The following is a 12,763-nucleotide window of genomic DNA, read 5'->3' as shown; positions in this document are numbered from 1 at the left end:
TGTGAACAAATAAGAATAATTTGTAATCAGCGGAGGAAACTGTCAGATGAAACAAAATATAAAAATAAATAAACAGCGCCTGATGAGAGATATAAGCATGCTGATGCTCACCGCATCTAGTGTCACTCTCATCCCTTCTGTCACCGCGCAAGAAAACGCTCCGATGGAAGAAGTCATTGCGGTGGGCATTCGGCACAGCCTCGAAGCGGCTGTGGATGCCAAACGCAATGAAGATCGCATCGTGGATGCGGTGGTGGCGGAGGATATAGGTAAGCTTCCAGACAACAACGTCGCCGAAGCCCTGCAGCGGGTAACGGGCGTATCGATCAACCGGGATTTTGGCGTTGGATCTGAAGTATCCATCCGCGGACTGAAGCAGAATCGCGTTGAGATCAACGGGCGCTCAACCCTGGGTGATGGTCGCAACGGCATTAATTTTCAGGATTTTCCTGCTGACTTTCTTTCCAAAGTAGAAGTTATCAAGTCACCTACACCTGAGATGATCGAGGGTGCTTTAGGGGGAACCATCAGCCTTGTTACTGCGCGCCCCTTGGATCTCAACGCACCTTTGGCAACTGTATCCATCCAGGGAGAGTATGCCGACAAAGCGGATCATTGGGCCCCGATTTTCAACACTTCATTCGGTGACAGCTGGGATTTGGGCAGTGCCGGTACATTTGGCGCCATGGCATCGATATCCTATCAGGATCGCACACTGAGCCGTGACGAATCACTCCTTCAATTGGCAGTGGGCCCCGTCGACTTCAATAACGACGGCGTTATCGACGACGCCGATGCAGCTAGTAACACACCAAGTGGCAACTATGTGTATGGCCGCGAGCATACCTACAATCCACATACCGAACGCCGCGAGCGAACCGCATTCAATGTTGCCTTGCAATGGGCACCTGCATCTGGCCAGGGCATGTTCTATGTCGACCTCAACGCAACGGAGAGAAGTGGCGATCAGGAGGCCTTCTCCATTCTTCATATTGGCGGAACGCCGGTCACTATTCCCGGCGAGACCTATGAAGATAGTGATGGCCAGCTACAAAACTTTCTCTATGAGGAAGTTTTACCAATTCAGACGTCCGCCTCAAATTTCCGCAATACGGATTCCTACAGCCATGCCTTTGGCGGTGAATGGAATTTTACTGAAAATCTGAAGGTTTCAGCTGAGTTTGCCACCGCGGAATCGGATACCTATGAACCGAAATCCGAATTCCGCTTCAGAGGCATCGACCAGTCACTGGAAGGCGACGGGCACATCGATGCCAATGAATGGTATGTGCCGGTTATCTTTGAAAATAGCTCTTCCAGTGCTCCGGTAGTCGATTTCACCGATGGATATGTATTTACCAATCAGCAAAATCAGGCGTTCCGCCGCTACGAAGACACCCGCACTTATATTACCAATCAGGAGGACGCATTCCGGCTGGATTTCGAGTACACAGAACCTTTCGATCTCGAATGGGTATCTGCAGTAAAAACCGGCTTCCGTTTTACAGAGCGGGATTTTGAACAAAATCAACGCCAGTTTCGCTTGACCAATATCTATAAAAACCTCCTGGACAGTGAAGGAAACCCCGATATCATCTGGATGGAGGATATTGCAGCCCTGTTCCCTTCCGCTATTACCACTTATCACTTTAACGACGCCTTCGAGCACACGGGTACACGTGGTGCTTACGAACTCGCCGCAATTAGTGCCTTTGACGTAGGTTTACTGCAAGATCAGGAAGCAACTTTCAATATTGTGAAGCAGCTTTTGGAAGGCACCAATTACGCTATCGAGGGCGACCTCGATGAAAACCTTGAATATATGGAAAGCGGCTTCTCTGCAATCACGGAGGAAACTTCAGCCTTCTACCTGCAGGCCAATCTGGATTTTGGTGACGTACGCGCAATTATCGGCGGCCGCTATGTAAAAACTGATATCGAATCCAGTGCCTATCAGAACGTTGATGGCCTCTATGAAATTGTCACAGATGGCACTAGCTATGATGATTTCCTGCCCAGCGTGAACGTCACCTGGAACCTATCAGAAGATACCTTATTGCGGTTTGCGGCTGGCAAGGTAATGCGCCGAGCGGACTTTAATGAATTGAGCCCGGCTTATCAATTCAGAGACGCTTATATCGCCGCCGACCGGGGCAACCCAGAGTTAGAGCCCTATCGGGCGACGCAATACGATATTTCCGCGGAGCACTATTGGGGTGAAGGCAATATGCTCTCCGCAGCGGTTTTTTATAAAGACGTGGCTTCTTTTCTCAAAACCACTTCAGAATGTGCAAATCTTCCAGAAATCGTTCGTACCCTCAGTAACACTGATGACTACGAAAAAATTTGTCTGTGGAATGTCGATGGTCCCATTCAATATGCCGATGCCGACACGCCTATTGAAGAAATGGGAATTGAAACAGACTTTGTTACCAATGGTGAACAAGGGAAGGTTCAAGGTTTCGAGCTGGGTTACCAACAATCCTTTGATTTTCTCCCAGGCTTTTGGTCCGGCCTTGGACTGAGTGCCAACTATACCTACTCCGACAGTGAGGATCCGGACGGTGTACCACTGGAGGACATATCGAAAGATACCTTCAATGCTCAGCTCTACTATGAATATGAGGGGCTTGGTATCCGGCTGGCTTACACTTTCCGAGACCGCTTTTTAGATAATAACGACACCAAGCGTGTACGCCCACTCGGTGTCAGCGTCGGTGCAGATCCAGAAGATCCGACGTTGGGCAACGATTACCGCGAGGATCTGCAACAACTGGATCTTTCCGCCACCTATGATATTGGCGACCACATCACTCTGGTTGCCCACATCACCAACCTCACTGCTGAGCCGACCATCAACACAGGAGCCAACGGAACGGTATTTCAGATTATGGAAACGGATCGCCGCTACGCTTTCGGTCTTCGTGCCCGGTTCTGAATCTGGCTTTTCGAATAACGGCTGAAAGCTTTCGAGGTCTGCTTTATCGAAAAGCATATCAGCCGTTTTCCCTGGGCTTCAGTTCGCGTTTTAGTTTTAGCGGAATCTACTGCGGCCCAATTAAACCCTGCTGCAGGCCTTATTCGTAGCAGACAAACTCACCTCAAAACAATGAAAAAATGAGGGTTTTATGAAACGCTTTAAAGCAACCCCAGCGATGACGATCGGTTGCGCGGCTTTCTTGAGTGTTTACATGGCCGCCGCCAATGCTTCCATTCAAAATCCCGGGTTTGAAAGTGACTGGGATAATTGGACGGATTCAGACCCATCCGCAATTTCCGGCGTTGCCTATAGTGGGAGCAAATCTGCCAAAATCACCGGCAGTGGCGGCCGCTTTGAGCAACAGGTATCCGTCCAAACCGGAACTAATTATCGGCTAACCGCTTATGTCAATGGCGATGGAACTGTGGGCGCTGTCGTAAACGGCACTACCTATGATGCGGATGTTTCCAGTTCAAACTGGCAGGCGGTCAATGTGGAGTTTAACAGTGGTAGCGCGCAAAGCGTCACTGTGTTTGGGGCCTATAATGGTGGTGAAGGCCGGTTTGATAATTTTACTCTCGAGGCGTTGGGTGACTCCGGAAGCTGCCAGTCTGGTAGCAATCTTTCCGTTTCCGCAGCATACGACGACGGCACTAATGATGGTCACGGCCCCGCTAATGTACTGGACGGCAGCCTCGCGGATGAATCCCGCTGGTCATCCGAAGGAGTGAAGTGGATAACTCTCGATCTCGGTAGCGTAAAAAATGTGGAAGGAGTGGATATCGCTTGGTACAAGGGTGACCAGCGTATCAGCTATTTCTATATTGAAACCTCCACTGACAACAGCAACTGGACCACTGTGTTGAGCGGCGGTCAGTCCAGTGGTACCAGCGCCGACATGGAGCACTATGATGTTTCCAATATCGAAGCCCGCTATGTGCGCCTCACTGGCACCGGCAACAGCGCCAATAGCTGGAACAGCATCCTCGAGTTCGATGTTATCGGTTGCGGCGATGGCTCAGATGGAGGTTCCAGCTCCGGCGGCGGTTCCAGTTCTGGCGGCGGTTCCAGTTCTGGCGGCAGCTCAGGCGGAAGCTCTAGTGGTAGCGGAAACCTCGACCCGACTCTGCCGCCGTCCGGCAACTTCGAGCTGGTGGATTGGTACTTGAGCATTCCCACCGATAACGATGGCAACGGTAAAGCCGACTCCATCAAGGAAAACGAGTTGAGCGGCGGATACGAGAACAGCAGTTATTTCTACACTGCAAGTGACGGCGGCATGGTATTCCGTTGCCCCATCGCTGGCTATAAGACCTCCACCAACACCTCTTACACCCGTACCGAACTACGGGAAATGCTGCGCCGGGGCGATACCAGTATCGATACCCAGGGCGTCAACAAAAACAACTGGGTATTTGGTAGTGCACCTTCATCCGCCCGTAACGCAGCCGGTGGCGTGGATGGTGTTTTGCGCGCGACGCTAGCAGTCAACCACGTTACCACCACAGGTGACAGCAGTCAGGTCGGTCGCGTTATCATCGGGCAGATACACGCTAATGATGACGAACCGCTGCGCCTCTACTACCGCAAGTTGCCGGGTAACTCTAAGGGCTCGATCTATTTTGCCCATGAGCCTGAAGGTGGCAGCGATCAGTGGTATGAAATGATCGGCAGCCGCTCCAGCAGTGCCTCGGATCCCGCTGATGGTATCGCGTTGAACGAAGTGTTCAGTTATGAAATTAAAGTGGTAGGTAATACGCTCACCGTCACCATTTCTCGCGATGGCAAAGACGATGTCGTTAAGAGTGTCGACATGAGTGATAGCGGCTACGATAGCTCGGATCAATACCAATACTTCAAGGCCGGTGTGTATAACCAAAATAATACAGGCGATGACGATGACTATGTCCAGGCGACATTTTACGCTCTGGAAAATAGTCACGACGGCTATCCCTACTGATTTAACTAGGGCAACCTTAACTTAGCGATCGCATCGCGGCCTGCGCTGTTACAAGGAATTAATTTAATATTTGTAACAGCGTGGGCCATTTTTGGGCATCGAGCCTTCTCAAAGATGACGGACAACCGTATCGGATTCATAAAATAAGCAAATTGTTGCTTTATCAGTCATCCACACTTTCTTCTGCAGATACAAATACTTCTCCATACGGCTGCTTTCTCCTACTGGACTACTTTGTCATTAGAGCTTTGGCTATCTATATGTATGGACCATAGAGCAAGGAAATCCCTGCTTTTACCTCCCTGTCATATGGGGGATACGCTCTCTATCAATGGAACCTCTGGTTAATCCACTTCCTTACTGGTTAAATTCTCTGACTTCGGATGAGAATCCTACCCCTTCAGTTACGCGTCAGAAAACCCACTGCACTTCCTCTGTGAATTATTCAATGACCGCCTGCATTCATGCTTCTGCCTGAAGGATGCATTGCTTTAAATTGGGGCATCGATTCTTCGGAAATGGGAATGAAACACAAAAAACCGGACAAATTATTACATCTCTATGCCGATTAGCCCTCTGCGTCTAACACATACTGGCAGACCGAATTCGTTACATCTTTTTCTGAAAAATTTGAGCAACTTAAAGCACGAAAAACCGTGAATTATCGGTCATATAAGGCATCAAAATTTCACTTTAAATCAGCTACAAAACAGGAAAATTGGAATTATTTAAAAATGTGAAAATTGTGAAAAATTTTTCTCTATGAGCGAGAAGAGATAGAGAAATGGTTGGCAAAACAGAAATTAGACTCTATCAAAGGCGCACAGAATCAGATATAGATAAGAAACATTCTAGTTGTCATGAGCCAACAAAAATATGCGGTCCAAACCATATCTTGCTTCATTTTTACCGACTGATAATTAACTCGTATTTTTTTCAGGAAAAATGAATATCAGTTGAATTTTACCTGCAATGAATGCTTTTTTTTGGGGCGCGGCAATATCATACAGCGTTGCTTTGCTGCCTACTAATGCATTGATAAGCGCACAGTCCGGATAAGCGTGATCACAAATGAGCAGAATCCTCCAATCATTTTTCAAATGATTGGAACCTTTACCTATTGGTAAATATAAATCCTATTACGGGAATATAAGCGTGGAAAAGTTAATCAAGTTTTATTTGTCGTTCAATCGATATTTTCAGCATCAGACATAGTAATTCACAAGTACTTTAACTGAAAACAGAGGAATCTCTGCTTAATTCATCTCCTGGCATCAAACGGAATTCAAGATCTGGTTATGGGATAGATCTTTCGAAATCATCCGATTAAGGGGAGCATCCGGAGGATGCTACTAGGACCTGTTGTGCGTTTTCGAAAAATCTATCCTATTTCCTGAGTGCTTTCAGCACTCTTTAGAGTTAATCGGAGACTCCCTCGATGATTTTCCCCCAACAACAATGTGTCTGAACGACAACGTCGAATAGTTAATGGGTGTTCAAATATATTTTCCTATTGATATATGCCTAACACTTTCACAAAAACTGCTTTCCAAAATCCGCGTGCATCAATTTTGTGCGCGATTATTAACTGTACAGAAAAAGCAATAGATTACCTAGATTTTGGCTGATATTTATCGGTATCAGAAATTTCGATAATTATCTCAGCCATCGTTATTGGGTTGTTGCTGTTCTTCTAGTGGTGATAGAAGTTTTGCAACCCAAATAATCTGTCACGATGCGGTATCTGTGACAGAAAATCTCAACCATAAAATAGAGAAGAGGGTTTGATGAAAAACTCAAAATATACACCAGCAACGACGATAAGCTGTGCAGCTTTGTTTAGCTTATGCATGGCCCATGCCCATGCATCTATCCAAAATTCCAGCTTCGAAAACGGCTGGGATAGCTGGACTTCTAGCGGGTCTTCCGCTATTTCCGATATAGCCTATAGTGGCAGTAAATCGGCAAAAATTAATGGCAGCAACGGTTACTTCGAGCAAGAAGTAACTGTAGACGCTAACTCTAACTATCGCCTCACTGTTTATGTGTTTGGCGAAGGCTCTGTCGGAGTTGAGTCAAACGGAAATGTATACAGCAAGGAAGTTTCCAACTCAGACTGGGAGCTTGTAACTGTAGAGTTCAACACCGGCAGCTCTCAGACAATTACCGTTTTCGGTGCCTATACTGATGGTGATGTCCGATTTGACGACTTTGCGCTAGAGAAAATATCCAGCTCTAGCACTTCTATTGAAAATGCCGGTTTTGAAAACGATTGGGATAACTGGTCTTCAAGCGGTGCATCGGCTATTTCAGATATCTCTTACAAAGGCAGCAAATCGGCTAAAGTCAATGGCAGTAACGGACGCTTTGAGCAAAACGTTGCTGTTCAGCCCTACACTGACTATAAGTTAACTGCTTACATCCTTGGCGATGGAATCCTTGGCGTTGAGGCGAATGGAAGCACCTACGAAAAAAGTGTCTCCAACTCCAACTGGGAAGCTGAAACTGTTCAGTTCAATAGCGGCAGTGCTCAAACCATAACCATCTTCGGCGAATACGACGGAAGCGATGGACGGTTTGACGAGTTTTCCTTAGAGGAAGTCTCTAGTTCCGGTAGTTGTGCTTCTACTTCCAGTCTCACCATTGTAGACGCATACGACGACGACACGAACGACGGACATGACCCAGAAAATGTGTTGGATGGCAGTTTGGCCGATGAGTCCCGTTGGTCTTCTCAAGGAGTCAAGTGGATTACTCTTGATCTCGGTACTGAAAAGACCGTGGAAGGCGTTGATATTGCTTGGTACAACGGCGACCAGCGCAAAAATTATTTCTATATAGAAACTTCCATAGACAACATCAATTGGACCACGGTACTGAACGGCGGTCAGTCGTCTGGTACCAGTTCCGATATGGAATTCTATGATGTTGCCGATACTACTGCGCGTTACGTCCGCCTTACTGGAAGTGGCAATAGCTATGACAGCTGGAACAGCATACTCGAGTTTGACGTAATTGGGTGTGGAGATGGTTCAGAAGAAAGCTCCAGTTCCAGTTCCAGTTCCAGTTCCAGTTCCAGTTCCAGTTCCAGATCCAGCTCCAGCTCCAGCTCCAGCTCTAGCTCTGGCGGTGGCTCTAGCTCCAGTTCAAGCTCGAGCAGTGGTGGCTTCTCAAACCTAGACCCGTCTCTGCCGCCTGGCAGTAATTTTGAGCTGGAAGACTGGTATCTGAGTATTCCCACCGATGACGACGGTAACGGGAAAGCGGACTCCATTAAAGAAGGGGCATTGAGCGGAGGCTACGAAAATAGTAGCTACTTCTACACCGCAAGTGATGGCGGTATGGTATTCCGCTGCCCGATCGATGGTTACAAAACCTCAAGCGGTACCTCCTATACACGGACTGAATTGCGGGAAATGCTGCGCCGTGGAGATACCAGTATTGATACTCAAGGTGTCAATAAAAACAACTGGGTATTTGGTAGTGCACCTGCCGAAGCGCGGGAAGCTGCAGGTGGTGTAGATGGCGTATTGCGGGCAACACTCGCAGTCAACCATGTCACCACCACCGGCGAAAGCAGCCAGGTAGGGCGCGTTATCATCGGTCAGATTCACGCCAATGATGACGAACCGCTGCGAATCTACTATCGCAAACTGCCCGACAATACCAAAGGCTCAATCTACATTGCTCACGAACCCAATGGTGGTAGTGATCAATGGTATGAAATGATCGGAAGCCGTTCCGACGACGCTTCTGATCCAGCCGATGGTATCGCGTTGAATGAAATATTCAGCTACGAAGTTAAAGTTGTCGGCAATACACTCACTGTCACCATCTCCCGCGATGGCAAGGAAGATGTCGTTCAGGAAGTTGATATGAGTGATAGTGGCTATGATACTGAAGACCAGTATCAGTACTTCAAAGCCGGTGTTTACAACCAAAACAACACCGGTGATGACGATGACTATGTCCAGGCGACATTCTACTCGCTGGAAAACAGTCACGATGGTTACGACTACTGAGGTAAATTGTAACCCCCAATAACTCTTTTTGAGTTCTAGGCCTGCTCTTGCATCCGCCATTGACTATTTTGGTTTTGCTGAGCAGGCCTTTTTTACGCAGTAGCTGATGATCTGTACTAGAAATCGTTTTTACCGCTTATACAACTCCCCAAAAAAATCCCCGCTATACCAGTGCGGTTTTTCATCCGCATCCGCTACTTCCCGTGCAATAGCGTAGTTCACTTCAGTAAATTGCTTGGCGGCGGTATAGCTGATTTGTTCGTCGGCCTCATCGCTTGCGCGGTGGTAACGCTCCTTTAGAAAGGTGGTTTGCATTTGTGTACCGTCAACCTCCGGGTCCCGCGCTTCGCGGCCGCTGATCAGATAGATTGCCGGTATACCCTGGCGTACGAAGTTATAGTGGTCGCTACGGACGAAGATCACTTGTTCCGGCATTGGGTCCGGGCTTAGTTTCAGGCCGGCGTTTTCTGCGGCGCGCGCAGCAGTCCTGCCGAGAGTGGAGTGCTCGGCGCCGAAGGCGATGATGTCCTTGAAGGGGTACAACAACATCGGCATATCCAAATTGAGGTTTGCCACAATCGCATGGGTCGGCACTGGCGGGTGATGGGCAAAGTAATCGGAGCCCAACAGGCCTTTTTCCTCACCGGTCACCGCAACAAATAGTAGTGAGCGGCGCGGCGCGCGGCCGGACTCGGCAAACAAGCGCGCGGTTTCCAGCATGACAGCAATACCGGCGGCATTATCTTGGGCACCGTTGTGGATAGCACCATTTTTGTCCACACCGATATGATCCAGGTGCGCGGAAAAGACCACGTATTCGTTTTTAAGCTGCGGATCGGAGCCAGGCAGCAGTGCAACCACGTTGGGGCTGTCAATCATTGCATGAGTCGATCCACTGGTCATTTTTGCCCGGTAAGGTAGCGGGAACCCCCGGGGTACCAAGCCATTTTCCATTTCGGTAAAAATAGCATCGAGACTGCGCTCGGCACCTACGAAAAGCTGACGTGCGGGGCCTATATCCATCAACACGCCGGGATGCACTCCGGGAAGGCTATTGCCGGGTACACCTTTGTCGCCCAGCCAGTCGAGGTTGTCGTCGTCCAGGTGCTCGAGCGAGCGCTTGAAAGACCAGCGCTGTTCGCGTTGAGGCGTGTTCAGAGTGATATAACCCACGGCGCCGTGACGGGCAGCCGTCTCACGCTTGGTGCGCGAAGATGCATAGTGGGCGCCGACTTCGTTCGGCAGCTTTTGCGGTCGCCCCGAGAGCAGAACCACAATCTTGCCTTCCACATCCAGATCTTTGTAGTCATCAATACCATACTCGGGCGCTTGTATACCGAATCCCACAAACACCAGGCCGGCAGCGGTCGCTGTGCTCTCGCTGTGAGTAGGCGGCGAAGCCACAAAGTCCTCTCCAAAGTGGAAAGTGATATCGCCGTCGCGCCCCTGTAGTACCAAGGTGGGTACATGTCCGCCCCAACTCGCCTTGACCAACGGCACTTGTTGCAGGTAGCCCTGCTCGCCGGCGGGTTGCAACCCCATGCGCTCGAATTCCCGGGCCACGTAGTCAGCGGCCTCGCGGTATCCGCGGGAGCCGGTGTCCCGGCCAGCGAGGGCGTCCGAGGCCAGATACTCTACGTGCACACGGATATTTTCGCTGTCAGCACTTGGAATCGGCGCGGGGGAGTTGGTAGTACAGGCCACCAGCGCGCCCACGATCAAGGTGGTGAACAAGAAAGGAAATCGCATTGGTAAATCTTTTCCGGCTTGCTGAATCGACCGGCTAGCTTACCATGACCACCACAGCTCAGGCGGCGCGCCCTATACCCGGATATGCCTTCAGTACGGCGGCAGATACCATTTCATGGGCATAATCCGGCAGAAATTCACCGTGGGCGCCCATAAAGTGCAGGAAGTCTAATTTCAATAGACGGCGAAAATCGTCCTCCAGCCAATGCAAGGGATCGCAACCCGGTGGGGTCATACAGGAACGCCAGCCAGGTGCCACCTGCATTCCACGGCGCATACTGCCAAAACGCAGCAGGTTTCTGCCCCACCAGTTACACCCGCGCCAGGTCCGCCAATATTGCAATGCGTCGCAGCACAGCAATAGCCCCCCGTTGTGAGGTACCCAGAGAACCGCTTCCGGGTAGCGGCTGTGAGAAAACTCCAGGAAACAGCCGCCGGGGACAGGACAGTCACCGCCCTCGCGCAGGAGCCGGTCCGGTGCTGGAGGATAAAAGTCGGAGTGTGCCTGGCACCAGAAAGTGAGATTGAAGTGGTCGCGGTAGTAGAGATCATCGCATCCGTGGTAATAGCCTAAGCGTACAGCGTGGCGGATGCACCCCAGTTCTTGCAGCTTTTCCTCCTGTTGTGGCCGCAGGCGCACCGGATTCACCAATGTCAGGTCATCCCCACAGCGTACAATTGCCATATTTCGGTTGATCACAACCGCCGGGGCAAGTTTTATGGTTCCCGGAACACAGAAGAAATCCGGTAACAAGCGGCGGATTTCGCCGTGAGGCTGGGAAGGAGGATAGTCGATCCGCATCGCACTGCGGCTCCCCGGCTCAACTGTACTGTGCGCGGCTGCTTATCCCTCGCAGAAGGCGCAACGCTTCTTCGGCTTCTTCTTCGGGTACAAACACATGGTCGTGACGCAGCGCGGCGACGACATTAGCGCTGATTCCCCAGCTGGCCAGTTCGGCGGTAACCGCAGCGGTGAGGCCGACGGCTTCGAGGCTTGAATACACCTGTAGAGTGATCTGGCGGAAGCCTCCACTCGACGCCAGTCCCTCACGCTCAGCCAGGGTCCGCGGCAGTATCGCCGAGAGCCCCTCACGCTCCCGGAATACACACAGGCAATCATCGATGAGATCCAGCAGTCGCGCTTCCGGCAGAGAACAGAAAACGTACACATCGCCCTGTAATTGGGGGTCTAGGTTCCGCAGCAATTTTTCCAGGCATGCTTCAACTTTCATATAGCGTTTTTCCACCGCCGCTTTGGTTTCATCGACTTTTTACCCGCTTACTTTTTGCACGCTGTGCAGCCTTGCGAAGAGTTTTATCGGCATCCCCTTCCGGTTGCGACCGCTGTTCGCCCGGTGCTCCCTGATCAGCGCCCCGCTGAATCTCCCGCTCCCAGCGGTCCAACGCCAAATCGATGTCTCTTTCCAATTTCAGGCTGGGAAATTTCGGACAGGATACGCCGCGGGTTGGGTCCTGCCAGGAAGATAAGGCAGCGACGAAAACCACCTGGGATTTGTGCAAACGGTTTTTGCCGATGCTGGCTTCGGTCCAAGTGGTCTGCCATGTGAATTTATCCTTCACCGCATAGTCACTCTCGTAGGACTTGAGGGTGAGGAAGTAGGGATATATTTTGCCGCCACGACACACGATACGCCGCTCAGTCTTGATATGGGCCATCTGCGTGAAGGGATCGAAATACCAGCGGATATCGTAACCGTAGGCGAAACGCATCTCGCCACCGTGTTCCAGAAATGCGTAGGAGCGGCCAGTGCCATCCGCCTTCAGGCTCCAAACATGCCGCGCCTCACCATCGCGGGATATCAACCACGCCCCCACCCACTGCTTGGCATCCAGATGGGAGTCCGTTTTCCAGCTAGTCCCTGTAGTCGCACCTGCGTGATTGGCAGCCTGAAAGGCCCCCGTCGAACCGCTCGCCGTGGCAAAAATGACAACGGCGAATGCAAACCGCCAAAAATTGGATAAAACACTCCGCCGCTGGCCCCTGCCCGGGCCAGTGCCGAAACCGCCTATCAGTTTTGCGCTCTGGTACAT

At 50.5% G+C, this 12,763-nt stretch carries 7 protein-coding genes; 3 read left to right on the top strand and 4 right to left on the bottom strand.

Annotated features, from left to right (window positions below):
• Nucleotides 1–46 precede the first annotated feature (46 nt).
• From BM155_RS06960 to BM155_RS06945, 3 genes are all read left to right on the top strand, one after another.
• Nucleotides 47–2,938 carry a TonB-dependent receptor gene (locus BM155_RS06960; RefSeq protein ID WP_074901923.1) on the top strand — a complete coding sequence of 964 codons (2,892 nt, stop codon included), beginning with the start codon at nucleotides 47–49 and terminating at the stop codon, nucleotides 2,936–2,938.
• 190 nt (nucleotides 2,939–3,128) lie between these two features.
• On the top strand, nucleotides 3,129–4,940 hold the full coding sequence (locus BM155_RS06955; protein WP_231902423.1) for a polysaccharide lyase family 7 protein: 1,812 nt from the start codon (nucleotides 3,129–3,131) through the stop codon (nucleotides 4,938–4,940).
• 1,787 nt (nucleotides 4,941–6,727) lie between these two features.
• Nucleotides 6,728–8,962, top strand: coding sequence for a polysaccharide lyase family 7 protein (locus BM155_RS06945; protein ID WP_254773146.1), 2,235 nt, complete (start codon nucleotides 6,728–6,730; stop codon nucleotides 8,960–8,962).
• A gap of 129 nt (nucleotides 8,963–9,091) precedes the next feature.
• On the opposite strand, the gene BM155_RS06940 is transcribed toward BM155_RS06945, so the two are convergent.
• The 4 genes from BM155_RS06940 to BM155_RS06925 form a co-directional block, all read right to left on the bottom strand.
• On the bottom strand, nucleotides 9,092–10,711 hold the full coding sequence (locus BM155_RS06940) for a M28 family metallopeptidase (protein ID WP_074901920.1): 1,620 nt from the start codon (nucleotides 10,709–10,711) through the stop codon (nucleotides 9,092–9,094).
• A gap of 58 nt (nucleotides 10,712–10,769) precedes the next feature.
• Nucleotides 10,770–11,396 carry a hypothetical protein gene (locus tag BM155_RS06935; protein ID WP_175487765.1) on the bottom strand — a complete coding sequence of 209 codons (627 nt, stop codon included), beginning with the start codon at nucleotides 11,394–11,396 and terminating at the stop codon, nucleotides 10,770–10,772.
• A gap of 136 nt (nucleotides 11,397–11,532) precedes the next feature.
• Nucleotides 11,533–11,943, bottom strand: a complete 411-nt coding sequence (locus BM155_RS06930) for an ACT domain-containing protein (RefSeq protein WP_067157196.1) — start codon at nucleotides 11,941–11,943, stop codon at nucleotides 11,533–11,535.
• 28 nt (nucleotides 11,944–11,971) lie between these two features.
• On the bottom strand, nucleotides 11,972–12,763 hold the full coding sequence (locus BM155_RS06925) for a hypothetical protein (RefSeq protein WP_074901914.1): 792 nt from the start codon (nucleotides 12,761–12,763) through the stop codon (nucleotides 11,972–11,974).

It is taken from the genome of Microbulbifer thermotolerans (assembly GCF_900112305.1).
GTDB classification, from domain to species: Bacteria; Pseudomonadota; Gammaproteobacteria; order Pseudomonadales; family Cellvibrionaceae; genus Microbulbifer; species Microbulbifer thermotolerans.
Note: the sequence above shows the minus strand (reverse complement) of the source record. Positions and strands in the feature narration are given on the sequence as shown.